The organism is Pseudomonas aphyarum (assembly GCF_028657055.1).
GTDB classification, from domain to species: Bacteria; Pseudomonadota; Gammaproteobacteria; order Pseudomonadales; family Pseudomonadaceae; genus Aquipseudomonas; species Aquipseudomonas aphyarum.
On sequence record NZ_JAMDGS010000004.1, the window covers coordinates 1 to 26,000 of the forward strand.

The window sequence follows — 26,000 nt, forward strand, 5'->3', positions numbered from 1 at the left end:
ATCCGGGGGTGGGAGCGCAGCGACCGTGCGGCGCAGCCGCATGCATCGAGAGGAGGTGCAGCGAAGCAAACCGTAGGCGATGCCCCCGGATCAATCCCGGAGCGAAGGAACCCGAGCCACAGCGAGGGCCGTACGTCAGGGCACAGACCTTTTGGTTACTTTTGGGGCGTTTGCCAAAAGTGACCCGCCGTAAGGGCGGAACCCTAAGAAGCCGTTACCGCAACAACGGATATTCACACCAAACAAACAGACAATGAAAAGGCGCCCGAAGGCGCCTTTTCACTTACCAGCCATCAAGCCATTTCTGCAGTGGTCTCGAAGTCAAACGTCAACTCACCATCCTTGATGTCGATGTGAACCACACCGCCATGCTCGGCCAGCTCGCCAAACAGAATCTCCTCCGCCAGCGGACGCTTGATCTTGTCCTGGATCAGACGCGCCATCGGACGAGCGCCCATGGCCGAATCGTAACCACCGGCCGCCAGCCAGCTGCGCGCCGCATCGGTAACTTCCAGCAGCACACGCTTGTCTTCCAGCTGCGCCTGAAGTTCGGTGAGGAACTTGTCCACCACGCTTTTGATGACCTCATGACTGAGGCGACCAAACTGAATGATGGTATCCAGACGGTTGCGGAATTCCGGCGTGAAGCTCTTCTTGATCACTTCCATCGCATCGGACGAGTGGTCCTGATGGGTGAAACCGATCGAAGCACGCGCCGCCGTTTCAGCACCGGCGTTGGTGGTCATGATCACGATCACGTTGCGGAAGTCCGCCTTGCGCCCGTTGTTGTCGGTCAGCGTGCCGTGGTCCATCACCTGCAGCAGCAGGTTGAAGACTTCCGGATGCGCCTTCTCGATTTCATCGAGCAGCAATACGCAATGCGGTTGCTTGGTGATCGCTTCGGTCAGCAGACCGCCCTGGTCGAAACCGACATAACCCGGAGGCGCACCGATCAGACGCGATACGGTGTGGCGCTCCATGTACTCGGACATGTCGAAGCGCACCAGTTCGATCCCCAACGCCTTGGCCAATTGACGCGCGGCTTCGGTTTTACCGACACCAGTTGGCCCTGCGAACAGGAACGAACCGACAGGCTTGTCAGGCGACTTGAGACCGGCACGGGACAGTTTGATCGCAGTCGACAGCGAGTCGATCGCCGCATCCTGACCGAACACCGTCAGCTTCAGGTCACGCTCGAGGTTGCGCAGCAGTTCCTTGTCGGAGCTGGTGACGTGCTTCGGCGGAATCCGCGCGATTTTCGCAACGATGTCCTCGACCTCAGGCACTTCGATGCGTTTCACACGTTTCTCGACCGGTTGCAGACGCTGGTAGGCGCCCGCCTCGTCGATCACATCGATGGCCTTGTCCGGCATGTGCCGGTCATTGATGTAGCGCGAAGCCAGTTCCGCAGCGGCGCGCAGCGACTCATCGCTGTATTCGATGTTGTGGTGCTGTTCGAAGCGCCCTTTCAGGCCACGCAGGATACCGATGGTGTCTTCCACCGACGGCTCGACGACATCGACCTTCTGGAAGCGGCGCGCCAGGGCACGGTCTTTTTCGAAGATGCCACGGAATTCCTGGAACGTGGTCGAGCCGATGCAGCGAATGTCGCCAGACGACAGCAGCGGTTTGAGCAGGTTCGAAGCATCCATCACGCCACCAGACGCAGCACCCGCACCGATGATGGTGTGGATCTCGTCGATGAACAGGATCGCCTGCGGACGTTTTTTCAGTTCGTTGAGCAGCGCCTTGAAGCGCTTCTCGAAATCACCACGATACTTGGTGCCCGCAAGCAGAGCGCCCAGATCGAGGGAGTAAACGACGCTGTTGGCCAGCAGGTCCGGCACCTGGTTGTCGACAATACGCTTGGCCAGGCCTTCGGCAATCGCGGTTTTACCCACGCCCGCCTCGCCTACCAGCAGCGGGTTGTTTTTGCGACGGCGCGCGAGAATCTGCGCGACACGCTCGACTTCCGTTTCACGCCCGACCAGCGGATCGATCCGGCCCTGGCGTGCGAGTTCGTTGAGGTTGCTGGCATAAGCGTCCAGCGGATTGCCTGAAGAAGAAGACTCACCGCCCTCGTCGTCCTGCATATCTTGTTCACCTTCAGAGTGATCGCCATGCCCCGGCACTTTGGAAATGCCGTGGGCGATATAGTTGACGACATCAATGCGTGCAACGCTCTGCTGTTTCAGCAGGAACACCGCCTGACTCTCTTGCTCACTGAAGATTGCAACCAGCACGTTGGCGCCGGTCACTTCGCGTTTGCCCGAGCTCTGCACATGAAAGACAGCACGTTGCAGCACACGCTGGAAGCCCAGGGTTGGCTGGGTTTCGCGATCCTCGTCATGGACAGGGATCAGCGGCGTGGTGGAGTCGATGAACTCCTGCAGGTCGTGCTTGAGTTTGTCGAGGTTTGCGCCGCAGGCACGCAATACGGTGGCGGCAGCCTCATTGTCCAATAGGGCCAGCAGCAGGTGTTCGACGGTCATGAATTCATGACGTTTCGAACGTGCCTCCTTGAAGGCAAGATTGAGGGTGACTTCGAGCTCGCGGTTTAACATAGCTTCACCTCATACCCAAGTGGTCGGCGATTAACCGTCCTTCTCGATTTCACAGAGTAGCGGATGCTGGCTTTCCCTGGCGTACTGGTTGACCTGCATGGCCTTTGTCTCGGCGATGTCGCGGGTAAACACTCCACATACTGCCCGCCCTTCTGTATGGACGGCCAGCATGACCTTGGTCGCCAGCTCGCGATTCAGGTTAAAAAACACCTCGAGCACTTCGACGACGAAATCCATCGGTGTGTAGTCATCATTGAACAAAACCACCTTGTACATCGGCGGCGCCTGTAACGCAGGCTTTGCTTCCTGAACAGCAACGCCTGCCGAATCGTCGTCGTGCTCCTGTGGAAGATCCTTTTGGAGAAGCGGGCGATCCTGATTGAATGTTAGTCGAATCTGGCTGATTGCATGCATGGAAAGAAAGGTTCGTCAGTTGTGCAAATACAGTGGTGGGGGCGGCTTGACACGTTTTCAACTCCGACTGCCCGGTCACCTTGACTATCGGGAAAACGGTGTTACAACCAATAGAACCCACAGTGGGGAAAAAAGATCCGCGGAGTCAATCTTTTTAACGGATTCGACTGCGGATGAATTGGATGATACTCCAGCGATGGAGACTGTTGCAGAGGGATTTGAGCATGGCTGTCGGCAAGGTGAAATGGTTCAACAATGCCAAGGGGTTCGGTTTCATAAACACCGACTCCCGCGAGGGGAAGGACGAGGACGGCAAGGAGATCGATTTCTTTGCCCACTATTCCGCCATTGAAATGGACGGATACAAAACCCTCAAAGCCGGGCAAATCGTCAAATTCGAGATCGTGCAAGGGCCCAAAGGCCTGCATGCCACAAAAATTCAGAATGTCGAAGCCGCAAAAGATGCCGCCTCGGCAGCCGCTCAGCACCAGTCGGTGACCAGCTGAAGCAACCCGAACACCTGCCAGAAAACAAACCGCCCGGCTCGATCACTCGAGCCGGGCGGTTTTATTGCAGCTGCCGTTCTTACATGTGCTTGATCAACGCTTCACCGAAGCCCGAAGAAGACACCAGCGTAGCGCCCTCCATCAGACGTTCGAAGTCGTAGGTCACGGTCTTGGCCTTGATGGCGCCATTGGTGCCCTTGATGATCAGGTCGGCCGCCTCGGTCCAGCCCAGGTGGCGCAGCATCATTTCCGCCGACAGGATCACCGAACCCGGGTTGACCTGGTCCTTGCCGGCATATTTCGGCGCAGTACCGTGGGTCGCCTCGAACATGGCCACGGTGTCGGACAGGTTGGCACCCGGCGCGATACCGATACCGCCCACTTCCGCCGCCAGGGCGTCGGACAGGTAGTCACCGTTGAGGTTGAGGGTGGCGATCACATCGTATTCGGCCGGACGCAGCAGGATCTGCTGGAGCATGGCGTCGGCGATGGCGTCCTTGACGACGACTTCGCGGCCGGTTTTCGGGTTCTTGAATTTCATCCACGGGCCGCCATCGAGCAGCTCGGCGCCGAACTCTTCCTTCGCCACCTCGTAGCCCCAGTCCTTGAAGGCACCTTCGGTGAATTTCATGATGTTGCCCTTGTGCACGATGGTCAGCGACTTGCGGTCGTTGTCCACCACGTATTGCAGGGCCTTGCGCACCAGACGCTTGGTGCCTTCTTTCGAAACCGGCTTGATGCCGATGCCGCAGTCCTGGTCGAAACGGATCTTGGTGACGCCCATTTCTTCTTTCAGGAATTTGATGACCTTGGTGGCCTCAGGGGAGCCGGCCTTCCATTCGATACCGGCATAGATGTCTTCGGAGTTCTCGCGGAAGATCACCATGTCGACGTCGCCAGGCTTTTTCACCGGGCTCGGCACGCCTTCGAACCACACCACAGGGCGCAGGCAGACATAGAGATCGAGCTGTTGACGCAGGGCAACGTTGAGGGAACGGATGCCGCCACCGACCGGGGTGGTCAGCGGGCCTTTGATGGAAACCACGTAATCCTTGACCGCGTCCAGGGTTTCCTGGGGCAGCCAGGTGTCCTGGTCATAAACCTGAGTTGCTTTTTCGCCAGCATAAACCTCCATCCAGGAAATCTTGCGCTTGCCCCCGTAGGCTTTTTCTACGGCAGCATCAACCACTTTGATCATCACAGGGCTGACGTCGACGCCAATGCCGTCACCTTCGATGAAGGGAATGATCGGGTTATCAGGGACATTGAGAGAATGGTCTGCATTGACGGTGATTTTGTCGCCGACGGCTGGAACCTGAATCTTCTTGTAACCCATGCTGAACTCCATTGTTTGGATTGAACATCTGGCTTGGTTCGAGCGTAACCCAGTTGAATCAACACGCAAACCCTCTGTTCCGGGCGCGACCACATCTCGTTTCGTACAAGCCTGAAAGCAAAGGGAAAAGCGCCAATCTCAAGCATTCACGGCGACTCTACGCCCCACCCCGCCCTGCGACCTTTAGACCAATGGACGAGAATCGTTGCATATGAACCATCGGCAGATTGCCAGCTACCTATGTATAATGCCGCCCGCTGACCAAAGGGTCACGACGGCTGGCCTCTCTAGCACGAGACTTTCCGCCTGATTGGTCGGGTTGTTACCGCAGTCCGACTGCTTGACGCTCTACTGATGCACCCAACATCACCGCGAAGATTCTCGACATTCGGTTCATGGATGACTTTGAACGAACGCGCTTACCCGGCGCCCCTCGAGTTTCTGCGCACGCTTTAGCAAAGAAGAGAGAGTTAATCCGAATATGCCCACCCGCTCGAAGATCATCTATACCTTCACCGACGAAGCTCCAGCCCTCGCCACCTATTCCCTGCTGCCGATCATCGAGGCTTACACCGCCTCGGCCGATATCGCCGTGGAAACCCGCGATATCTCTCTTGCAGCACGTATTCTGGCCAGCTTCCCCGAGCAACTGGGCGACAAAGCCGTAGCCGACCACCTCGCCGAACTGGGCGACCTGGCCGTTACGCCTGAAGCCAACATCATCAAGCTGCCGAACATCAGCGCCTCGGTTCCGCAACTGCAAGCCGCGATCAAAGAACTGCAAGCCCAGGGCTACAACCTGCCGGACTACCCGGAAACCGTGACCAGCGACGCCGACAAAGATGCCAAGGCGCGCTACGACAAGGTCAAGGGCAGCGCCGTGAACCCGGTTCTGCGTGAAGGCAACTCCGACCGTCGCGCTCCGCTGTCGGTCAAGAACTACGCTCGCAAGCACCCGCACAAAATGGGCGCCTGGGCCAAGGACTCCAAGTCCCACGTCGCTCACATGAGCACCGGCGATTTCTACGGCAGCGAAAAAGCTGCCCTGATCGACGCCGCTGACGCCGTGAAGATCGAGCTGATCGCCAAAGACGGCACCGCTACCGTCCTGAAAGAAAAAACCACTGTTCAGGCGGGCGAGATTCTCGACTGCTCCGTGATGAGCAAAAAGGCCCTGCGCGCGTTCATCGCCGCTGAAATCGACAGCGCCAAGCAACAAGGCGTGCTGCTGTCGGTTCACCTGAAAGCCACCATGATGAAGGTCTCCGACCCGATCATGTTCGGCCAGATCGTTGCCGAGTTCTATAAAGACGCCCTGACCAAGCACGCCGACGTGCTGGCCGAGATCGGCTTCAACCTGAACAACGGCATCGGCGACCTGTACGCCCGCATCAAAGCCCTGCCGGCCGAACAGCAAGCCCAGATCGAAGCTGACGTGCAGGCGGTCTACGCCGTTCGTCCGTCGCTGGCGATGGTCAACTCCGACAAAGGCATCACCAACCTGCACGTGCCGAGCGACGTCATCGTCGACGCCTCGATGCCGGCCATGATCCGTGACTCCGGCAAGATGTGGGGCACCGACGGCCAGTTGCACGACACCAAGGCTGTGATCCCGGACCGCTGCTACGCCACCATCTACCAGGCCGTGATCGAAGATTGCAAAGCCAATGGCGCTTTCGATCCGACCACCATGGGCAGCGTGCCAAACGTTGGCCTGATGGCTAAAAAGGCTGAAGAATACGGCTCCCACGACAAGACCTTCCAGATCAAGGCCGACGGCGTGGTTCGCGTGACCGACAGCAAAGGCATCCTGCTGATGGAACAGGCTGTTGAAGCCGGCGACATCTTCCGCATGTGCCAGACCAAAGACGCGCCGATCCAGGACTGGGTCAAACTGGCTGTCAACCGTGCTCGTGCAAGCGCAACTCCAGCCATTTTCTGGCTGGACCCGATGCGCGCCCACGACGGCGTGGTGATCGAGAAGGTTCAGGCTTACCTGAAGGATCACGACACCGCCGGTCTGGACATCCAGATCATGGCGCCGGTCGACGCAATGAAGTACACCCTGCAGCGCACCCGCGAAGGCAAGGACACCATTTCGGTGACCGGCAACGTATTGCGCGACTACCTGACCGACCTGTTCCCGATCATGGAACTGGGCACCAGCGCCAAGATGCTGTCGATCGTGCCGCTGATGAACGGCGGTGGCCTGTTCGAAACCGGCGCCGGCGGTTCGGCTCCGAAGCACGTGCAGCAACTGGTCGAAGAGAACTTCCTGCGCTGGGATTCGCTGGGTGAATTCCTGGCCCTGGCCGCTTCTCTCGAGCACCTGGGTGTGAACTACAACAACCCGAAAGCGCTGGTTCTGTCCAAGACCCTGGATCAGGCCACCGGCCAGTTCCTCGACAACAACAAGTCGCCATCGCGCAAAGTCGGCAACATCGACAACCGCGGCAGCCACTTCTACCTGGCGATGTACTGGGCACAAGCCCTGGCCGCCCAGACTGAAGACGCTGCACTGCAAGCGCAGTTCGCAACTCTGGCCAAGACCCTGACCGAGAACGAAGCGACCATCGTCGCCGAGCTCAACGCCGTTCAAGGCAAGCCAGTGGACATCGGCGGTTACTACCACGCCAATGCCGAGCTGATCAGCAAGGCCATGCGCCCAAGCGCAACCCTCAACGCGGCCATCGCTGCGCTGGTATAAGGTTGTAAAGGGAACATCACAAACCCCGGCCATGCGCCGGGGTTTGTGTTTCTGCCTTTCGCCCAGGAGATTCAATCAATGCAATGGCTCCCCCACATCACCGTCGCCACCATCGTCGAGGACAACGGTCGTTTCCTGATGGTCGAGGAACACAAGGCCGGGCGTAACGTGCTCAATCAGCCCGCCGGTCATCTGGAACCCGACGAAACCCTGATCGAAGCCGCCGTGCGCGAAACCCTCGAAGAAACCGGCTGGGACGTCGAGCCCACTGCCGTGGTCGGCATTTATCTGTACACCGCCCCGAGCAACGGCGTGACTTACCAGCGCGTGTGCTTCAGCGCCAAAGCCGTGAAACATCACCCGGATTACCAACTGGACGACGGCATCGTCGGCGCCAAGTGGCTGACCCGCGAGGAATTAATCGAGCAGCGCGAGCACTGGCGCAGCGAGCTGATCATCCGTTGCATCGATGATTATCTGGCCGGCAATCGCTTCGGCCTCGAACTGATCCGCCCTTCCCTTTAGCCTTGAGGCCGTGAGCCTGATAGAATCGCGTCCTTTTTCAAGACACTCATTGAATCCCTATGCGTGATCCAGCCCCTTCTGACACATCCAAGAAGCGCGTCATTGTCGGCATGTCCGGCGGCGTGGACTCTTCCGTTTCCGCTCTCCTGCTGATCGAGCAGGGCTATGAAGTGGAAGGCCTGTTCATGAAGAACTGGGAAGAAGACGACGGAACGGAATACTGCACCGCCATGGACGACCTGGCGGATGCTCAGGCCGTGTGCGACAAGATCGGTATCAAGCTGCACACCGCCAACTTCGCCGCCGAGTACTGGGATAACGTGTTCGAGCACTTCCTGGCCGAATACAAGGCCGGCCGCACGCCGAACCCGGACATCCTGTGCAACCGCGAGATCAAGTTCAAGGCGTTCCTCGACTACGCCATGATGCTCGGCGCCGACCTGATCGCAACCGGTCACTATGTGCGTCGCCGCGACATCGATGGCCGCACCGAGCTGCTCAAGGGCCTGGATCCGAACAAGGATCAGAGCTACTTCCTGCACGCCGTCGGCGGCGAACAGATCGCCAAGACCCTGTTCCCGGTCGGCGAACTGGAAAAGCCGGAAGTCCGCGCAATTGCCGAGAAATACGAGCTGGCCACCGCCAAGAAGAAGGATTCCACCGGGATCTGCTTCATCGGCGAGCGTCGTTTCAGCGATTTCCTCAAGCAATACCTGCCAGCCCAACCGGGCGAGATCAAGACCACCGAAGGTGAAGTCATCGGCCGTCACCACGGCTTGATGTACCACACCATCGGCCAGCGTCAGGGCCTGGGCATCGGCGGTCTGAAAGACGCCGGCGATGAGCCGTGGTACGTGCTGCGCAAGGATCTGGACACCAACGAGCTGATCGTCGGCCAGGGCAATAACCATCCGTGGCTGTTCTCCAGCGCCCTGCTCGCTTCGGAAATCTATTGGGTCAACCCGATCGATCTGAGCCAGCCGCTGCGCCTGACTGCCAAGGTTCGTTATCGCCAGAGCGACCAGGCCTGCACCCTGGAAAAAACCGAGACCGGCTATCGCGCCGTGTTCGACGAGCCGCAACGCGCGGTCACGCCGGGCCAGTCGGTGGTGTTCTATGACGGTGAAATCTGCCTCGGCGGCGGCGTGATCGAAGTCGCCGAGCCGTGGAGCGGCCAGGCATGAGCCCGACTCAGGAGCAATTGACCGCTCTGGGCGGCGTGTTTCTCGCCGCCGTGCTGGTCGACCGGATCGCCAAGACCGGCCAGACCAACGAGGCCGGCCTGAGCTGCATGCTCGGCAGCCTGCTGGTTCGCGACCCGAAAGACACCCTGGATGTGTACGGCGGCGACGATATCAACCTGCGCGAGGGCTACCGCGCGCTGATCGGCGCCCTCGAGCGCGACCCGAGCACCTTGCAGCGCGAGCCGTTGCGCTACGCATTGTCGATGCTTGGCCTTGAGCGGCAACTGGCCAAACGCAACGACATGCTCGACGTGATCGGCAAACGCTTGCCGCAGATCCAGTCGCAGGTCGAGCATTTCGGCCCGGCTCACGAAAACGTGATTGCGGCTTGCGGCGCGCTGTATCAGGACACCCTGAGCACGCTGCGCCAACGCATTCAGGTGCATGGCGACATGCGCAATCTGCAGCAGCCGAGCAATGCCTCGAAGATCCGCGCCCTGCTGCTCGCCGGCATTCGTTCGGCACGCCTGTGGCGCCAGCTCGGCGGTCATCGCTGGCAGTTGGTCGTGAGCCGACGCAGATTGCTCAAAGAGCTGTATCCGTTGATGCGCAGCGAGTAAATCGTCGCGCAATAAAAGCTTTGTAGTCTGTAACGCGTAATACGCCGGTCAGTTGGCGACGGACCGGCGGATTTTTTCATGTATGATACGCGCCCCATTTCGTTGCCCGACTGTCCGAGAACACCCCATGCAGCTCTCTTCGCTCACTGCGGTTTCCCCTGTTGACGGCCGCTACGCCGGCAAAACCCAGGCCCTGCGCCCAATTTTCAGCGAGTACGGTCTGATCCGTGCCCGCGTTCTGGTTGAAGTGCGCTGGCTCCAGCGACTGGCCGCTCACGCCGGCATCCCGGAAGTGCCAGCCTTCTCCGCCGAAGCCAACGCCGTTCTGAACGAACTGGCCGAAAACTTCTCGCTGGAGCACGCCGAGCGCGTGAAAGAGATCGAGCGCACCACCAACCACGACGTAAAAGCGATCGAATACCTGCTCAAAGAGCAAGCGGCCAAGCTGCCGGAGCTGGCCAAGGTCAGCGAATTCATCCACTTCGCCTGCACCAGCGAGGACATCAACAACCTGTCCCACGCCCTGATGCTGCGCGAAGGCCGTGACGACGTGATGCTGCCGCTGATGCGCCAGACTGCCAACGCCATCCGCGAACTGGCCATCCGCTTCGCCGACGTGCCGATGCTGTCGCGCACCCACGGTCAGCCGGCTTCGCCGACCACTCTGGGTAAAGAGCTGGCGAACGTGGTTTACCGTCTCGAGCGTCAGATCGCTCAGGTCGCTGCCGTTCCGCTGCTGGGCAAGATCAACGGCGCTGTCGGCAACTACAACGCTCACCTGTCGGCCTACCCGCAGATCGACTGGGAAGCCAACGCCCGCGCCTTCATCGAAGACGAGCTGGGCCTGGGCTTCAACCCGTACACCACGCAGATCGAGCCGCACGACTACATCGCCGAGCTGTTCGACGCCATTGCGCGCTTCAACACCATCCTGATCGACTTCGACCGTGACATCTGGGGCTACATCTCCCTGGGTTACTTCAAGCAGCGCACCATCGCCGGCGAAATCGGTTCGTCGACCATGCCGCACAAGGTCAACCCGATCGACTTCGAAAACTCCGAAGGCAACCTGGGCATCGCCAACGCGCTGTTCCAGCACCTGGCGAGCAAACTGCCAATCTCCCGCTGGCAGCGCGACCTGACCGACTCCACCGTTCTGCGTAACCTCGGTGTCGGCTTCGCCCACAGCGTGATCGCGTACGAAGCGAGCCTCAAAGGCATCAGCAAGCTCGAGCTGAACGCTGACAAGATCGCTGCCGATCTGGACGCTTGCTGGGAAGTCCTGGCCGAGCCGATCCAGACCGTGATGCGCCGCTACAACATCGAAAACCCGTACGAGAAGCTGAAAGAACTGACTCGCGGCAAGGGCATCAGCCCTGAAGCGCTGCAGACTTTCATCGATGGCCTGGACATGCCGGCCGCTGCGAAAGCCGAGCTCAAGCAACTGACCCCGGCCAACTACATCGGCAACGCTGTAGCGCAAGCCAAACGCATCTGATCGACTGCTTGACCCGTTTGAGACGCCCGGCCGCGCCGGGCGTTTTTATTCCCGTCTGAAAAATGCTTTTTTTCAATAGGTTACATATGAATCCCGATATTCCTCTTCAACTTCTGGGTGGTCTTACGGCGCGCGAATTCATGCGCGATTACTGGCAGAAAAAACCACTGCTGATCCGTCAGGCGATTCCTGATTTCGAAAGCCCGATCGACGCCGACGAACTCGCCGGCCTGGCCCTGGAAGAAGAAGTTGAATCGCGCCTGGTGATCGAGCACGGCGAGCGCCCATGGGAACTGCGTCGCGGCCCGTTCGCCGAAGACGAATTCAGCAAGCTGCCGGAACGCGAGTGGACCCTGCTGGTGCAGGCGGTCGATCAGTTCGTGCCGGAAGTCAGCGAGCTGCTGGAAAACTTCCGCTTTCTGCCGAGCTGGCGCGTCGACGACGTGATGATCAGCTTCGCCGCCCCAGGTGGCAGCGTCGGCCCGCACTTCGACAACTACGACGTGTTCCTGCTGCAAGGCCACGGCAAGCGCAACTGGAAAATCGGCCAGATGTGCGACTCCGAAAGCCCGCTGCTGCAACACGCGGACCTGCGCATCCTCGCCGAATTCCACGAGACCGAAGAGTGGGTTCTGGAACCGGGCGACATGCTTTACCTGCCGCCACGCCTGGCTCACTGCGGCGTTGCCGTCGATGACTGCATGACCTACTCGGTCGGCTTCCGCGCACCAAGCGCCGCTGAAGTGCTGACCCACTTCACCGACTTCCTCAGCCAGTTCCTGACTGACGAAGAGCGCTACACCGACGCCGACGCCAAACCGGTCAGCGATGATCCACATCAGATCCAGCACGACGCCCTCGGCCGCCTGAAAGCGCTGCTCGCCGAGCACATGAGCGACGAACGCCTGCTGCTGACCTGGTTCGGCCAGTACATGACTGAGCCGCGTTACCCGGAACTGGTGGTCGGCCCGGAAGAAGTCGAGGAAGAAGACCTCCTCGGCGCGCTCGAAGACGGCGCCATCCTGATCCGCAACCCGAGCGCGCGCCTGGCGTGGTCGGACGTCGATGACGATCTGCTGCTGTTCGCCAGCGGCCAGAGCCGTTACCTGCCGGGCAAGCTGCGCGAACTGCTGAAGCTGATCTGCTCCGCCGACGCCCTGCACACCGACAACCTCGGTGACTGGCTGAGCGACGAAGACGGTCGCGGCCTGCTGTGCGAACTGGTCAAACAGGGAAGCCTGGGGTTCGCCGACGATGAATAAGATTCGCGTACGTGTTGCAGACTGGCAAAAGGACAACGCCGAGATCCGCCGCATTCGCGAAACGGTGTTCATTGCCGAACAATCGGTTCCACCCGAGCTTGAGTGGGACGCCGATGACGCCACGGCGGTGCATTTCCTGGCTTTCGAAGGCGACTTTCCGATCGGTACCGCCCGCCTCTTGCCCGACGGGCATGTCGGCCGGGTTTCGGTGCTGAAGGACTGGCGCGGCCTGAAAGTCGGCGATGCGCTGATGCAAGCGGTGATTGCCGAAGCGGAAGCACGCGGCCTGAAGCAGCAGATGCTCAGCGCCCAGGTACAGGCCACGGCGTTCTATGAGCGCCTAGGTTTCAACCTGGTCAGCGAGGAATTTCTGGAAGCAGGGATTCCGCATGTGGACATGGTTCGTCATTCGGCATAACGCTTGATGTGCACCTCAAAACGCCCCGCCATCTCATGATGCCGGGGCGTTTTGCTGTCTACGATTCAACTTGCCCCACCCCGGGCCGACAAACTGGCAATATCAAGCCTTTCGAAAGCGGAGATAACGGACATGTCCCTACGCACCCTGCTCACCACCCTGCTGCTCGGCTGCAGTTTTTCGGTGATGGCAGCCACAGAAATCGTGCCCCTCAAGTACCACACCAGCGCCGATATGCTGCCGGTGGCTCAAGACTTCATCGGCAAGGACGGCCAGGTCAGCGCCTATGGCAATCAACTGATCGTCAAGGCCGAGCCCGGCAAGATCGAAGAACTCAAGGACCTGCTCTCGCAGCTCGACATCGCGCCCAAGCGCCTGCTGATCACGGTCGACACCAACGAAAACAACGGTCGCGGCGATGAAGGCTATTCGGTCAACGGCGCGCAAACCCGCATTATCAGTCGCAGCACCGCCAGCCGCGACGGCGGGATTCAGCAGATCCAGGCCAGCGAAGGCGCACCGGCGCTGATCCAGGTCGGCCAAAGCGTTCCGATCACCAGCAGCCAGACCAACTCCTACGGCGATTACAGCAGCCAGACTCAATATCGCAACGTCACCCAAGGGTTTTACGTCACCGCCAGCGTCACCGGCGAAACCGTTCACCTGGCCATCAGTACCAACCGTGACCGCATGAGCCAGGAACGTCCCGATGTAGTGAACGTGCAAAGCACCGACACAACTGTCACCGGGCGACTGGGCGAGTGGATCACCCTCGCCGGCGTGAATCGCCAGACCCAGGCCGACAAACAGGGCCTGGCCCGCAGCTACTCGACTCAAGGCCGGGATGACATGACGTTGCGGGTGAAAGTCGACACGCTGGACTAAAGCACCAAAAACTGACTGATTAGTCGTATTAGACGAAAGATGTAGTGCTTGAAAAAAAGCACTACAAAACGTTTGACGAGCCAAAAAAGCGAAGGCATGATGGCCTCGCTCCCGCTAATCAGAGGCCCTGGCAAGGGCCTTCGAAGCGATGCTCGCAACCATCCCCGCGAGCCGTTTCGTGTCTGTACCGCCCACAAGGTGTGTTTGACGAGGTTGCCGACTGGAACGAAGTTGTCCCGAGGGACGGAAGCGTAATTAGGTAACCCGGCTTTACACTGTAGTTCGTATAAAGGCCCACGACGCCCGAATGCGCCCGCCAGTTCGCCTTTACCTGCTCACTTCCCCTCGAGCCCATCGTTCATCCCGTCGCCTGCCCCGCCGAACCCGACCTGACCACCTAAGCTTCTGGTCAGCGAGCGCAAGGAATTTTCCACCGCAGAACAACTTTTCATAAAGACGCGACGAGGTTTATCTCCATGGCACTGACACGCGAACAGCAAATTGCAGCCCTTGAAAAAGACTGGGCTGAAAACCCGCGCTGGAAAGGCGTGACTCGCAATTACTCCGCTGCTGACGTCGTCCGTCTGCGTGGCTCGGTTCAACCAGAGCACACCTTTGCAAAAATGGGCGCCGAAAAACTGTGGAACCTGGTCACCCAGGGTGCCAAGCCGTCCTTCCGCCCAGAGAAAGATTTCGTCAACTGCATGGGCGCCCTGACCGGCGGCCAGGCTGTGCAGCAGGTCAAAGCCGGTATCCAGGCGATCTACCTGTCGGGCTGGCAAGTCGCTGCGGACAACAACTCCGCCGAATCGATGTACCCGGACCAGTCGCTGTACCCGGTGGACTCGGTTCCAACCGTGGTCAAGCGCATCAACAACTCGTTCCGTCGTGCCGACCAGATCCAGTGGAAAGCCGGCAAGAACCCGGGCGACGATGGCTACATCGACTACTTCGCGCCAATCGTGGCTGACGCCGAAGCCGGTTTCGGCGGCGTACTGAACGCCTACGAGCTGATGAAGAGCATGATCGAAGCAGGCGCCGCCGGCGTTCACTTCGAAGACCAGCTGGCTTCCGTGAAGAAATGCGGCCACATGGGCGGCAAGGTTCTGGTTCCAACCCAGGAAGCCGTACAGAAGCTGACCGCTGCTCGTCTGGCTGCCGACGTTGCCGGTGTACCGACCATCATTCTGGCCCGTACCGACGCCAACGCTGCCGACCTGCTGACTTCCGACTGCGACCCGTATGACAAGCCGTTCGTAACCGGCGATCGCACTCAGGAAGGTTTCTACAAGGTTCGTGCAGGTCTGGACCAGGCAATCGCCCGTGGCCTGGCCTACGCGCCGTACGCCGACCTGATCTGGTGCGAAACCGCTAAACCAGACCTGGACGAGGCCCGTCGTTTCGCCGAAGCGATCAAGAAGGAATACCCGGACCAGATCCTGTCGTACAACTGCTCGCCTTCCTTCAACTGGAAGAAAAACCTGGACGACGCGACCATCGCCAAGTTCCAGCGCGAACTGTCCGCCATGGGTTACAAACACCAGTTCATCACCCTGGCCGGCATTCACAACATGTGGCACAGCATGTTCAACCTGGCGCACGACTACGCCCGCAACGACATGACTGCCTACGTGAAACTGCAAGAGCAGGAATTCGCTGACGCCGCCAAGGGCTACACCTTCGTGGCTCACCAGCAGGAAGTGGGCACTGGCTACTTCGACGACATGACCACCGTGATCCAGGGCGGCACGTCCTCGGTGACCGCGCTGACCGGTTCGACCGAAGAAGAACAGTTCCACTGATCGACTTCGCCTGAGCGAACGGCCTTTGCGGACCGTATAGAAAGCTAACCGCACTGCCGAAAAACTGACGCCCCGACTGGTTCGGGGCGTTTTTTTGCCTGCGCTTTTCCGGGCGCCTCAGAAAATGGCACAGCCTGTCAGGCAAAACATTGATCCAGAGCGGTATCCGCATCGCGAAAATCGGCTAAAACGGGCGCCGCCGCTACTTGCAGTAACGCGCATATAAGACAACTTCCCAACTACTGACCCGATAAACAGTTACGAAACCACTCCAAACGATATTAATTATCATTTAGCGGCAACTATGTTCGTTACATTTCCTACAAAACATAATTCGTGAAATCCCGGCTAATGCCCGCAACGCATGGGCTGCGGGCCCTTCGAGGTGCGCTATGTCCTTATTCCAATAAATAATTTCGCTATAGGAATTTTACTTGCCGGGTGTTTAGCCATAAAATCAGCGCGATTGATTGCTGCGACATATCGTCACTGCCTTATTTCTTTATCAAGCTCAGAGACCTTTGCTCTCTGTTAAGGATTTCCAGCATGCCCGAAGCGACAGGACTCATGGCCCACAACTGGGGCTTTGCCATTTTCCTTCTGGGTGTAGTCGGCCTGTGTGCCTTCATGCTCGGCGTCTCCAGCCTCCTCGGGTCAAAAGCCTGGGGCCGCAGCAAAAACGAACCGTTCGAGTCCGGCATGCTACCTACCGGTGGCGCCCGCTTGCGGCTCTCAGCCAAATTCTATCTGGTCGCGATGCTGTTCGTGATCTTCGATATCGAAGCCCTCTTTCTCTTTGCATGGTCTGTGTCCGTCCGCGAAAGCGGCTGGACCGGATTCGTCGAAGCTCTCGTTTTCATAGCAATTCTGTTGGCAGGTCTTGTCTACCTGTTCCGAGTGGGCGCCCTTGACTGGGCTCCGGAAGCTCGTCGCAAGCGGCAGGCGAAGCTGAAACAATGAGGCTTTGGCAATGCAATACAATCTCACCAGAATCGACCCCGATGCTCCTAACGAGCAGTATCCGATCGGCCAGCGGGAAACCGTTTCCGATCCGTTAGAAGATCAAGTCCACAAAAACATTTTCATGGGCAAGCTGGAAGACGTGCTGAGTGGCGCGGTCAACTGGGGACGTAAGAACTCCCTGTGGCCGTACAACTTCGGTCTTTCGTGCTGCTACGTGGAAATGACCACCGCCTTCACGGCGCCCCACGACATCGCGCGCTTCGGCGCCGAAGTTATCCGGGCATCACCGCGTCAGGCCGACTTCATGGTTATCGCCGGGACCTGCTTCATCAAGATGGCGCCGATCATTCAGCGCCTGTACGAGCAGATGCTCGAGCCCAAGTGGGTGATCTCGATGGGTTCGTGCGCCAACTCCGGCGGCATGTACGACATCTACTCCGTGGTTCAGGGGGTGGACAAGTTCCTGCCCGTTGACGTCTACGTACCTGGCTGCCCGCCCCGTCCAGAAGCATTTCTGCAAGGCTTGATGCTGTTGCAGGAATCCATTGGCCAGGAGCGTCGCCCACTTTCCTGGGTCGTTGGCGATCAAGGCGTTTATCGCGCCGACATGCCTTCGCAGAAGGAACAGCGCCGCGAACAGCGAATCGCAGTCACCAACCTGCGCAGCCCTGACGAAGTCTGATCCAGTCTGTTTCAAAGAAACGAGAAGCTGGCTTCATTCTTTACGTTGACCGAAAGCGAAAAAATAACCATGACTACAGGCAGTGCTCTGTACATCCCGCCTTATAAGGCAGACGACCAGGATGTGGTCGTCGAACTGAACAACCGTTTTGGCGCCGAAGCGTTCACCGCTCAGCCGACCCGCACCGGCATGCCGGTGCTGTGGGTGGCTCGCGCCAGACTCGTCGAAGTCCTGACCTTCCTGCGCAACCTGCCCAAGCCGTACGTCATGCTCTATGACCTGCACGGCGTGGACGAGCGTCTGCGCACCAAGCGTCAAGGGCTGCCGAGCGGTGCCGATTTCACCGTGTTCTATCACCTCATGTCGCTGGAACGTAATAGTGACGTGATGATCAAGGTCGCCTTGTCCGAGAGCGACCTCAGCTTGCCGACCGTCACCAGCATCTGGCCCAACGCCAACTGGTACGAGCGTGAAGTCTGGGACATGTACGGCATCGACTTCAAAGGTCACCCGCACCTGTCGCGCATCATGATGCCGCCGACCTGGGAAGGTCACCCGCTGCGCAAGGACTTCCCGGCGCGCGCCACCGAATTCGATCCGTTCAGCCTGAACCTGGCCAAGCAACAGCTTGAGGAAGAAGCCGCGCGCTTCCGTCCTGAAGACTGGGGCATGAAGCGTTCCGGGGCGAATGAGGACTACATGTTCCTCAACCTGGGTCCGAACCACCCTTCGGCTCACGGTGCGTTCCGCATCATCCTGCAACTGGACGGTGAAGAGATCGTCGACTGCGTTCCGGACATCGGTTACCACCACCGTGGCGCCGAGAAGATGGCGGAGCGTCAGTCCTGGCACAGCTTCATTCCGTACACCGACCGTATCGACTACCTCGGCGGCGTGATGAACAACCTGCCGTACGTGCTCTCGGTCGAGAAGCTGGCCGGCATCAAGGTGCCAGAGAAGGTCGACGTCATCCGCATCATGATGGCCGAGTTCTTCCGGATCACCAGCCACCTGCTGTTCCTGGGTACTTACATCCAGGACGTCGGCGCCATGACTCCGGTGTTCTTCACATTCACCGACCGTCAGAAGGCGTACACGGTGATCGAAGCCATCACCGGTTTCCGTCTGCACCCGGCCTGGTACCGCATCGGTGGCGTCGCCCACGACCTGCCGCGCGGCTGGGAAAAACTGGTGAAAGACTTCGTTGAATGGCTGCCAAAGCGCCTCGACGAATACACCAAGGCCGCCCTGCAGAACAGCATCCTCAAGGGTCGTACCATCGGCGTTGCCCAGTACAACACCAAAGAAGCCCTGGAATGGGGCGTCACCGGTGCCGGCCTGCGTTCCACCGGTTGCGACTTCGACCTGCGTAAAGCGCGTCCGTACTCCGGCTACGAGAACTTCGAGTTCGAAGTGCCGCTGGCCGCCAACGGCGATGCCTACGACCGCTGCATGGTTCGCGTCGAAGAGATGCGCCAGAGCGTCAAGATCATCGACCAGTGCCTGCGCAACATGCCGGAAGGCCCGTACAAGGCGGATCACCCGCTGACCACGCCGCCGCCGAAAGAGCGCACGCTGCAGCACATCGAAACCTTGATCACGCACTTCCTGCAGGTTTCGTGGGGCCCGGTCATGCCGGCCAACGAATCCTTCCAGATGATCGAAGCGACCAAGGGCATCAACAGTTATTACCTGACGAGCGACGGCGGCACCATGAGCTACCGTACCCGGATCCGCACTCCGAGCTTCCCGCACCTGCAACAGATCCCTTCGGTGATCAAAGGCAGCATGGTCGCGGACCTGATTGCGTACCTGGGTAGTATCGATTTCGTTATGGCCGACGTGGACCGCTAAGCATGAACAGCACGCTTATCCAGACAGACCGTTTCACCCTGAGTGAAACCGAGCGCTCGGCCATCGAGCACGAGCTGCATCACTACGAAGACCCGCGCGCGGCGTCGATCGAAGCCCTGAAGATCGTTCAGAAGGAACGCGGCTGGGTGCCGGACGGCGCTCTGTACGCCATCGGCGAGATCCTCGGCATCCCGGCCAGCGACGTTGAAGGCGTGGCCACGTTCTACAGCCAGATCTTCCGTCAGCCGGTCGGCCGTCACATCATTCGCGTCTGCGACAGCATGGTCTGCTACATCGGCGGCCACGAGTCGGTAGTCAGCGAAATTCAGAACAACCTGGGTATCGGCCTGGGTCAGACCACTGCCGACGGTCGTTTCACCCTGCTGCCGGTCTGCTGCCTCGGCAACTGCGACAAGGCACCGGCGCTGATGATCGATGACGACACCTTTGGCGATGTCCAGCCTGCCGGCGTCGCCAAACTGCTCGAGGGCTACGTATGACCCTGACCTCTTTCGGTCCTGCCAACCGCATCCAGCGTTCGGCCGAGACTCACCCGCTGACCTGGCGCCTGCGTGACGACGGCGAAGCCGTATGGCTCGACGAGTACCAGGCCAAGAACGGTTACGCCGCTGCGCGCAAAGCCTTCGCCGACATGGATCAGGACGCCATCGTCCAGACCGTGAAAGACGCCGGCCTCAAAGGTCGCGGCGGTGCAGGCTTCCCCACTGGCGTGAAGTGGGGCCTGATGCCAAAGGACGAATCCATCAACATCCGCTACCTGCTGTGCAACGCGGATGAGATGGAGCCGAACACCTGGAAAGACCGCATGCTGATGGAGCAACTGCCCCATCTGCTGATCGAAGGCATGCTGATCAGTGCCCGCGCGCTGAAAACCTACCGTGGCTACATCTTCCTGCGTGGCGAGTACACCACCGCCGCCAAGCACCTGAACCGTGCCGTGGAAGAAGCCAAGGCAGCGGGCCTGCTGGGCAAGAACATCCTGGGCAGCGGCTTCGATTTCGAGCTGTTCGTCCACACCGGCGCCGGGCGTTACATCTGCGGTGAAGAAACCGCACTGATCAACTCCCTCGAAGGCCGCCGCGCCAACCCGCGCTCCAAGCCGCCCTTCCCTGCCGCCGTTGGCGTGTGGGGCAAGCCGACCTGCGTGAACAACGTTGAAACCCTGTGCAACGTGCCGGCGATCATCGCCGACGGCGTGGACTGGTACAAATCGTTGGCCCGCGACGGCAGCGAAGACATGGGCACCAAGCTCATGGGCTTCTCCGGCAAGGTCAAGAACCCTGGCCTGTGGGAACTGCCATTCGGCGTGACCGGTCGCGAGCTGTTCGAAGACTACGCCGGCGGCATGCGCGACGGCTTCAAGCTTAAAGCCTGGCAGCCAGGCGGCGCTGGTACCGGTTTCCTGTTGCCTGAACACCTCGACGCACAAATGTACGCCGGCGGCATCGCCAAAGTGGGCACCCGTATGGGTACCGGCCTGGCCATGGCGGTGGACGACAGCGTCAACATGGTGTCCCTGCTGCGCAACATGGAGCAGTTCTTCGCCCGCGAATCCTGCGGTTTCTGCACCCCTTGCCGTGATGGTTTGCCATGGAGCGTCAAGCTGCTGATGGCCATCGAACAAGGCCGCGGCCAGCCAGGCGACATCGAGACCCTGCTGGGTCTGGTCAACTTCCTCGGCCCGGGCAAGACCTTCTGTGCTCACGCACCGGGTGCCGTGGAGCCGTTGGGCAGTGCCATCAAATACTTCCGCCCAGAGTTCGAAGCCGGTATCGCGCCTGCAAGCGCCGCCGTCCCGCCTCTGGCGAAGCCGATCGTAGTCGGCGCGTAAACGCTTAAAAAAGGCGAAGGGTCCGTGCCCTTCGCCTTTCGTCCGATGACGCCTTTCGGGGCTGACTGGATTCGGACGGATAACAAGATTCCATTAGCCACGCCCGCTGACACCGGGCCAACGAAGACCTTTGAACCATGGCCACTATCCACGTAGACGGCAAAGCGCTCGAAGTCGACGGGGCAGACAACCTGTTACAGGCATGTCTGTCGCTGGGCCTCGACATCCCTTATTTCTGCTGGCACCCCGCGCTAGGTAGCGTCGGGGCCTGCCGCCAGTGCGCGGTCAAGCAGTACACCGACGAGAACGACACCCGTGGTCGCATCGTCATGTCCTGCATGACCCCTGCCACCGACAACACCTGGATCTCCATCGACGATGAAGAATCCAAGGCGTTCCGCGCCAGTGTCGTTGAATGGCTGATGACCAACCACCCGCACGACTGCCCTGTGTGCGAGGAAGGCGGTCACTGCCACCTGCAAGACATGACCGTGATGACCGGCCACAACGAGCGCCGTTATCGCTTCACCAAGCGCACCCACCAGAACCAGCAACTGGGCCCGTTCATTTCCCACGAAATGAACCGCTGCATCGCTTGCTACCGCTGCGTGCGTTTCTACAAGGACTACGCCGGCGGCACCGACCTCGGTGTATTCGGTGCCCACGACAACGTGTACTTCGGTCGCGTTGAAGACGGCACCCTCGAAAGCGAGTTCTCCGGCAACCTCACCGAGGTCTGCCCGACCGGTGTGTTCACCGACAAAACTCACTCCGAGCGCTACAACCGCAAGTGGGACATGCAGTTCTCGCCGAGCATCTGCCATGGTTGCTCGAGCGGTTGCAACATCTCCCCGGGCGAACGTTACGGCGAACTGCGTCGCATCGAAAACCGTTACAACGGTTCGGTGAACCAGTACTTCCTGTGCGACCGTGGCCGTTTCGGTTATGGCTACGTCAACCGCACTGACCGTCCACGTCAGCCACTGCTGGCCGACGGCACCAAGCTGAGCCTGGACGACGCGCTGGATAAAGCCGCCGACCTGCTGCGCGGTCGCAACATCGTCGGTATCGGTTCGCCGCGTGCCAGCCTCGAAAGCAACTACGCGTTGCGTGAACTGGTGGGCGCCGAGCACTTCTACTCCGGTATCGAGGCCTCCGAGCTGGAGCGCATCCGTCTGGTCCTGCAAGTGCTGAAAGACAGCCCGCTGCCAGTGCCGAACATGCGCGACATCGAAGACCACGACGCCGTGTTCGTCCTCGGTGAAGACCTGACCCAGACCGCCGCCCGTATGGCCCTGGCCCTGCGTCAGTCGGTAAAAGGCAAGGCCGAAGACATGGCCGAAGCCATGCGCGTTCAGCCTTGGCTCGACGCTGCGGTGAAAAACATCGGTCAGCACGAGCTGAACCCGCTGTTCATCGCCAGCCTGGCTGAAACCAAGCTCGACGACATCGCCGAAGAGTGCGTACACGCCGCTCCAGACGATCTGGCGCGCATCGGTTTCGCCGTGGCTCACGCCCTGGACGCCAGCGCACCGGCCGTTGAAGGTCTGGACGCCGAAGCCCTGGAACTGGCCAAGCGCATCGCCGACGCACTGCTCGCGGCCAAGCGTCCGCTGATCATCGCTGGTACTTCGCTGGGCTCCAAAGCCTTGATCGAAGCTGCTGCGAACATCGCCAAGGCCCTGAAGCTGCGCGAGAAGAACGGTTCGATCAGCCTGATCGTGCCGGAAGCCAACAGCCTCGGTCTGGCAATGCTCGGTGGCGAATCGGTTGATGCCGCGCTGCAAGCGGTCATCGATGGCAAGGCCGACGCTATCGTCGTGCTGGAAAACGATCTGTACACCCGCACCGCCAGGGCCAAGGTCGATGCGGCACTGAACGCTGCGAAAGTAGTGATCGTTGCCGACCATCAGAAAACCGCCACCAGCGACCGTGCGCATCTGGTTCTGCCAGCCGCCAGCTTCGCTGAAGGCGACGGTACGCTGGTCAGCCAGGAAGGTCGCGCCCAGCGCTTCTTCCAGGTTTTCGACCCGCAATACATGGACGCGAGCATTCTGGTCCACGAAGGCTGGCGCTGGCTGCACGCCCTGCGCGCCACCCTGCTGAACCAGCCGATCGACTGGACGCAACTCGACCACGTGACCGCTGCCGTTGCTTCGAGCACCACGCAACTGGCCCGTATCGTCGATGCCGCACCGTCCGCCTCGTTCCGCATCAAGGGTCTGAAACTGGCCCGTGAGCCGCTGCGTTATTCCGGTCGCACCGCGATGCGCGCCGACATCAGCGTTCACGAACCACGTACCCCGCAAGACAAGGACACCGCGTTCGCCTTCTCGATGGAAGGTTACTCCGGCTCCGCCGAACCGCGTCAGCAAGTGCCGTTCGCCTGGTCGCCGGGCTGGAACTCGCCGCAAGCCTGGAACAAGTTCCAGGACGAAGTCGGTGGTCACCTGCGCGCTGGCGATCCGGGCACCCGCCTGATCGAAAGCACCGGTGATTCGCTGAACTGGTTCGCCAGTGTTCCGCGCGCGTTCAACCCGGCCCAGGGCACCTGGCAAGCCGTGCCGTTCTATCACCTGTTCGGCAGCGACGAGAACTCGTCGAAAGCCGCTCCGGTCCAGGAACGCATCCCGGCCGCCTACGTTGCACTGGCCAAGTCCGAAGCGGATCGCCTGGGCGTCAACGACGGCGCACTGCTGAGCCTCAATGTTGCCGGCCAGACCCTGCGTCTGCCGCTGCGCATCAATGAAGAGCTGGGCGCTGGCCTGGTTGCACTGCCGGCCGGTCTGGCAGGCATTCCGCCGGCGATTTTCGGCCAAACCGTTGATGGTCTGCAGGAGGCAGCGCAATGACCTGGTTCACCCCTGAAGTGATCGATGTGATCCTGACGGTCATCAAGGCCATCGTGATCCTGCTGGCCGTGGTGGTCGCAGGCGCGTTGCTCAGCTTTGTCGAGCGTCGCCTGCTGGGCTGGTGGCAGGACCGTTACGGTCCGAACCGCGTTGGCCCGTTCGGCATGTTCCAGATCGCGGCCGACATGCTGAAGATGTTCTTCAAGGAAGACTGGACCCCGCCGTTTGCCGACAAGGTGATCTTCACCCTGGCACCGGTGGTGGCCATGTCCGCCCTGCTGATCGCCTTCGCGATCATCCCGATCACCCCGACCTGGGGCGTGGCGGATCTGAACATCGGCCTGCTGTTCTTCTTCGCCATGGCCGGTCTTTCGGTCTACGCGGTGCTGTTCGCCGGCTGGTCGAGTAACAACAAGTTCGCCCTGCTGGGCAGCTTGCGTGCCTCGGCGCAGACCGTGTCCTACGAAGTGTTCATGGGCCTGGCCCTGATGGGCATCGTGGTGCAGGTCGGCTCGTTCAACATGCGCGACATCGTCGAGTACCAGGCGCAGAACCTGTGGTTCATCATTCCGCAGTTCTTCGGCTTCTGTACGTTCTTCATCGCTGGCGTGGCCGTGACTCACCGTCACCCGTTCGACCAGCCGGAAGCGGAACAGGAACTGGCCGACGGTTACCACATTGAATACGCCGGTATGAAATGGGGCATGTTCTTCGTCGGTGAATACATCGGCATCATCCTGATCTCGGCGCTGCTGGTCACCCTGTTCTTCGGTGGCTGGCACGGTCCGTTCGGCATCCTGCCGCAACTGTCCTTCGTCTGGTTCGCACTGAAGACCGCGTTCTTCATCATGCTGTTCATCCTGCTGCGCGCTTCCATCCCGCGTCCGCGTTATGACCAGGTGATGGATTTCAGCTGGAAATTCTGCCTGCCACTGACCCTGATCAATTTGCTGGTGACCGCTGCAATCGTGTTGTGGAACACGCCTGCGGTTGCGGTTCAGTGAGGATTTGACCCATGTTCAAATATATTGGCGACATCGTTAAGGGTACCGGTACCCAGTTGCGCAGCCTGGTCATGGTCTTCGGCCATGGTTTTCGCAAGCGCGACACCCTGCAATACCCGGAAGAGCCGGTCTACCTGCCACCACGCTACCGTGGCCGCATCGTCCTGACCCGCGACCCCGACGGCGAAGAACGCTGCGTAGCCTGCAACCTGTGCGCCGTGGCCTGCCCGGTGGGTTGCATCTCGCTGCAGAAAGCTGAAACCGAAGACGGTCGCTGGTACCCGGACTTCTTCCGTATCAACTTCTCGCGCTGCATTTTCTGCGGTCTCTGCGAGGAAGCCTGCCCGACCACCGCGATCCAGCTGACCCCGGATTTCGAGATGGCCGAGTTCAAACGTCAGGACCTGGTGTACGAGAAAGAAGATCTTTTGATCTCCGGCCCCGGCAAAAACCCTGATTACAACTTCTATCGTGTTGCAGGTATGGCCGTTGCGGGCAAGCCGAAAGGCGCCGCACAAAACGAAGCCGAGCCGATCAACGTGAAGAGCTTGCTGCCTTAAGGAAGAACGATGGAATTCGCTTTCTATTTCGCATCGGGTATCGCTGTTGTGTCCACACTGCGTGTGGTCACCAACACCAATCCTGTGCACGCCCTGCTCTACCTGATCATTTCGTTGATCGCCGTGGCCATGACCTTCTTCGCACTCGGCGCTCCGTTCGCCGGCGTGCTGGAAGTGATCGCCTACGCTGGCGCCATCATGGTGCTGTTCGTGTTCGTGGTGATGATGCTGAACCTCGGTCCCGCCTCGGTTCAGCAGGAACGCACCTGGCTCAAGCCCGGGATCTGGGCGGGGCCGGTGATTCTCGCCGCCCTGCTGCTGGCCGAACTGCTGTATGTGCTGTTCGCTCACCAGAGCGGTCAGGCCATCGGCCACACCACCGTCGATGCAAAAGCCGTGGGCATCAGCCTGTTCGGTCCGTATCTGCTGGTGGTCGAACTCGCCTCGATGCTGCTGCTCGCTGCAGCCGTCACGGCGTTCCATTTGGGCCGTAACGAGGCGAAGGAGTAAGA

At 59.9% G+C, this 26,000-nt stretch carries 22 protein-coding genes; 19 read left to right on the forward strand and 3 right to left on the reverse strand.

Going from position 1 to position 26,000, the window contains the following annotated elements; genetic code table 11:
* Positions 1-293 precede the first annotated feature (293 nt).
* Both clpA and clpS read right to left on the reverse strand, forming a co-directional pair.
* On the reverse strand, positions 294-2,564 hold the full coding sequence (gene clpA, locus M5G18_RS05870; RefSeq protein WP_007951436.1) for an ATP-dependent Clp protease ATP-binding subunit ClpA: 2,271 nt from the start codon (positions 2,562-2,564) through the stop codon (positions 294-296).
* A 30-nt stretch (positions 2,565-2,594) separates the two neighbouring features.
* Complete coding sequence (gene clpS, locus M5G18_RS05875) at positions 2,595-2,978, reverse strand: ATP-dependent Clp protease adapter ClpS (RefSeq protein WP_011334948.1); 384 nt, start codon at positions 2,976-2,978, stop codon at positions 2,595-2,597.
* A 224-nt stretch (positions 2,979-3,202) separates the two neighbouring features.
* Between clpS and M5G18_RS05880 the strand changes: the two genes are divergently transcribed.
* Positions 3,203-3,484 (forward strand): cold shock domain-containing protein, encoded by a 282-nt coding sequence (locus tag M5G18_RS05880; RefSeq protein WP_179694433.1) that lies wholly within the window; start codon positions 3,203-3,205, stop codon positions 3,482-3,484.
* Between the two features lie 79 nt (positions 3,485-3,563).
* Here M5G18_RS05880 and icd read toward each other — a convergent pair whose 3' ends face one another.
* Positions 3,564-4,820 carry an NADP-dependent isocitrate dehydrogenase gene (gene icd, locus M5G18_RS05885; RefSeq protein WP_007951441.1) on the reverse strand — a complete coding sequence of 419 codons (1,257 nt, stop codon included), beginning with the start codon at positions 4,818-4,820 and terminating at the stop codon, positions 3,564-3,566.
* 481 nt (positions 4,821-5,301) lie between these two features.
* Here icd and M5G18_RS05890 point away from each other — a divergent pair, with 481 nt between their 5' ends.
* From M5G18_RS05890 to nuoJ, 18 genes are all read left to right on the forward strand, one after another.
* On the forward strand, positions 5,302-7,527 hold the full coding sequence (locus M5G18_RS05890; RefSeq protein WP_273899076.1) for an NADP-dependent isocitrate dehydrogenase: 2,226 nt from the start codon (positions 5,302-5,304) through the stop codon (positions 7,525-7,527).
* 78 nt (positions 7,528-7,605) lie between these two features.
* Complete coding sequence (locus M5G18_RS05895; RefSeq protein ID WP_273899075.1) at positions 7,606-8,052, forward strand: NUDIX hydrolase; 447 nt, start codon at positions 7,606-7,608, stop codon at positions 8,050-8,052.
* A gap of 59 nt (positions 8,053-8,111) precedes the next feature.
* On the forward strand, positions 8,112-9,236 hold the full coding sequence (gene mnmA / locus M5G18_RS05900; protein WP_074688946.1) for a tRNA 2-thiouridine(34) synthase MnmA: 1,125 nt from the start codon (positions 8,112-8,114) through the stop codon (positions 9,234-9,236).
* Positions 9,233-9,856, forward strand: coding sequence for a high frequency lysogenization protein HflD (gene hflD / locus M5G18_RS05905; protein WP_273899072.1), 624 nt, complete (start codon positions 9,233-9,235; stop codon positions 9,854-9,856). Before mnmA ends, hflD begins: the two co-directional genes overlap by 4 nt.
* A gap of 127 nt (positions 9,857-9,983) precedes the next feature.
* On the forward strand, positions 9,984-11,354 hold the full coding sequence (purB, locus tag M5G18_RS05910; protein WP_039767413.1) for an adenylosuccinate lyase: 1,371 nt from the start codon (positions 9,984-9,986) through the stop codon (positions 11,352-11,354).
* 86 nt (positions 11,355-11,440) lie between these two features.
* On the forward strand, positions 11,441-12,616 hold the full coding sequence (locus M5G18_RS05915) for a ribosomal protein uL16 3-hydroxylase (RefSeq protein WP_007951451.1): 1,176 nt from the start codon (positions 11,441-11,443) through the stop codon (positions 12,614-12,616).
* Positions 12,609-13,034 carry a GNAT family N-acetyltransferase gene (locus M5G18_RS05920; protein WP_007951452.1) on the forward strand — a complete coding sequence of 142 codons (426 nt, stop codon included), beginning with the start codon at positions 12,609-12,611 and terminating at the stop codon, positions 13,032-13,034. Before M5G18_RS05915 ends, M5G18_RS05920 begins: the two co-directional genes overlap by 8 nt.
* Before the next feature lie 132 nt (positions 13,035-13,166).
* Positions 13,167-13,919 carry a secretin N-terminal domain-containing protein gene (locus M5G18_RS05925; RefSeq protein ID WP_273899071.1) on the forward strand — a complete coding sequence of 251 codons (753 nt, stop codon included), beginning with the start codon at positions 13,167-13,169 and terminating at the stop codon, positions 13,917-13,919.
* A gap of 476 nt (positions 13,920-14,395) precedes the next feature.
* The gene (gene aceA / locus M5G18_RS05930) at positions 14,396-15,721 is read left to right on the forward strand and encodes an isocitrate lyase (protein WP_127798722.1); all 1,326 of its coding nucleotides are present in this window, start codon (positions 14,396-14,398) and stop codon (positions 15,719-15,721) included.
* Positions 15,722-16,267: 546 nt separating this feature from the next.
* Positions 16,268-16,681 (forward strand): NADH-quinone oxidoreductase subunit A, encoded by a 414-nt coding sequence (locus tag M5G18_RS05935; protein WP_003223812.1) that lies wholly within the window; start codon positions 16,268-16,270, stop codon positions 16,679-16,681.
* A 10-nt stretch (positions 16,682-16,691) separates the two neighbouring features.
* Positions 16,692-17,366: a NuoB/complex I 20 kDa subunit family protein gene (locus M5G18_RS05940; RefSeq protein WP_007951456.1), complete on the forward strand. Its 675-nt coding sequence runs from the start codon at positions 16,692-16,694 to the stop codon at positions 17,364-17,366.
* Positions 17,367-17,435: 69 nt separating this feature from the next.
* On the forward strand, positions 17,436-19,220 hold the full coding sequence (gene nuoC, locus M5G18_RS05945) for an NADH-quinone oxidoreductase subunit C/D (RefSeq protein WP_179694430.1): 1,785 nt from the start codon (positions 17,436-17,438) through the stop codon (positions 19,218-19,220).
* A gap of 2 nt (positions 19,221-19,222) precedes the next feature.
* Positions 19,223-19,720, forward strand: a complete 498-nt coding sequence (gene nuoE, locus M5G18_RS05950; protein WP_003223804.1) for an NADH-quinone oxidoreductase subunit NuoE — start codon at positions 19,223-19,225, stop codon at positions 19,718-19,720.
* Entirely contained in the window at positions 19,717-21,072 is a 1,356-nt protein-coding gene (gene nuoF, locus M5G18_RS05955; protein ID WP_007951458.1) for an NADH-quinone oxidoreductase subunit NuoF, read from the forward strand. The genes nuoE and nuoF overlap by 4 nt, the downstream gene beginning before the upstream one ends.
* A 137-nt stretch (positions 21,073-21,209) precedes the next feature.
* Complete coding sequence (nuoG, locus tag M5G18_RS05960; protein ID WP_273899070.1) at positions 21,210-23,924, forward strand: NADH-quinone oxidoreductase subunit NuoG; 2,715 nt, start codon at positions 21,210-21,212, stop codon at positions 23,922-23,924.
* Positions 23,921-24,928: an NADH-quinone oxidoreductase subunit NuoH gene (gene nuoH / locus M5G18_RS05965; protein WP_007951460.1), complete on the forward strand. Its 1,008-nt coding sequence runs from the start codon at positions 23,921-23,923 to the stop codon at positions 24,926-24,928. Before nuoG ends, nuoH begins: the two co-directional genes overlap by 4 nt.
* Before the next feature lie 11 nt (positions 24,929-24,939).
* Entirely contained in the window at positions 24,940-25,488 is a 549-nt protein-coding gene (gene nuoI / locus M5G18_RS05970) for an NADH-quinone oxidoreductase subunit NuoI (RefSeq protein WP_007951461.1), read from the forward strand.
* A 9-nt stretch (positions 25,489-25,497) separates the two neighbouring features.
* Complete coding sequence (gene nuoJ / locus M5G18_RS05975) at positions 25,498-25,998, forward strand: NADH-quinone oxidoreductase subunit J (RefSeq protein ID WP_007951462.1); 501 nt, start codon at positions 25,498-25,500, stop codon at positions 25,996-25,998.
* Positions 25,999-26,000 lie beyond the last annotated feature (2 nt).

Bases quoted from the DNA above. Each gene is read 5' to 3' on its own strand.
- clpA (WP_007951436.1), bottom strand. From the start codon at position 2,564: ATGTTAAACCGCGAGCTCGAAGTCACCCTCAATCTTGCCTTCAAGGAG.
- clpS (WP_011334948.1), bottom strand. From the start codon at position 2,978: ATGCATGCAATCAGCCAGATTCGACTAACATTCAATCAGGATCGCCCG.
- M5G18_RS05880 (WP_179694433.1), top strand. From the start codon at position 3,203: ATGGCTGTCGGCAAGGTGAAATGGTTCAACAATGCCAAGGGGTTCGGT.
- icd (WP_007951441.1), bottom strand. From the start codon at position 4,820: ATGGGTTACAAGAAGATTCAGGTTCCAGCCGTCGGCGACAAAATCACC.
- M5G18_RS05890 (WP_273899076.1), top strand. From the start codon at position 5,302: ATGCCCACCCGCTCGAAGATCATCTATACCTTCACCGACGAAGCTCCA.
- M5G18_RS05895 (WP_273899075.1), top strand. From the start codon at position 7,606: ATGCAATGGCTCCCCCACATCACCGTCGCCACCATCGTCGAGGACAAC.
- mnmA (WP_074688946.1), top strand. From the start codon at position 8,112: ATGCGTGATCCAGCCCCTTCTGACACATCCAAGAAGCGCGTCATTGTC.
- hflD (WP_273899072.1), top strand. From the start codon at position 9,233: ATGAGCCCGACTCAGGAGCAATTGACCGCTCTGGGCGGCGTGTTTCTC.
- purB (WP_039767413.1), top strand. From the start codon at position 9,984: ATGCAGCTCTCTTCGCTCACTGCGGTTTCCCCTGTTGACGGCCGCTAC.
- M5G18_RS05915 (WP_007951451.1), top strand. From the start codon at position 11,441: ATGAATCCCGATATTCCTCTTCAACTTCTGGGTGGTCTTACGGCGCGC.
- M5G18_RS05920 (WP_007951452.1), top strand. From the start codon at position 12,609: ATGAATAAGATTCGCGTACGTGTTGCAGACTGGCAAAAGGACAACGCC.
- M5G18_RS05925 (WP_273899071.1), top strand. From the start codon at position 13,167: ATGTCCCTACGCACCCTGCTCACCACCCTGCTGCTCGGCTGCAGTTTT.
- aceA (WP_127798722.1), top strand. From the start codon at position 14,396: ATGGCACTGACACGCGAACAGCAAATTGCAGCCCTTGAAAAAGACTGG.
- M5G18_RS05935 (WP_003223812.1), top strand. From the start codon at position 16,268: ATGCCCGAAGCGACAGGACTCATGGCCCACAACTGGGGCTTTGCCATT.
- M5G18_RS05940 (WP_007951456.1), top strand. From the start codon at position 16,692: ATGCAATACAATCTCACCAGAATCGACCCCGATGCTCCTAACGAGCAG.
- nuoC (WP_179694430.1), top strand. From the start codon at position 17,436: ATGACTACAGGCAGTGCTCTGTACATCCCGCCTTATAAGGCAGACGAC.
- nuoE (WP_003223804.1), top strand. From the start codon at position 19,223: ATGAACAGCACGCTTATCCAGACAGACCGTTTCACCCTGAGTGAAACC.
- nuoF (WP_007951458.1), top strand. From the start codon at position 19,717: ATGACCCTGACCTCTTTCGGTCCTGCCAACCGCATCCAGCGTTCGGCC.
- nuoG (WP_273899070.1), top strand. From the start codon at position 21,210: ATGGCCACTATCCACGTAGACGGCAAAGCGCTCGAAGTCGACGGGGCA.
- nuoH (WP_007951460.1), top strand. From the start codon at position 23,921: ATGACCTGGTTCACCCCTGAAGTGATCGATGTGATCCTGACGGTCATC.
- nuoI (WP_007951461.1), top strand. From the start codon at position 24,940: ATGTTCAAATATATTGGCGACATCGTTAAGGGTACCGGTACCCAGTTG.
- nuoJ (WP_007951462.1), top strand. From the start codon at position 25,498: ATGGAATTCGCTTTCTATTTCGCATCGGGTATCGCTGTTGTGTCCACA.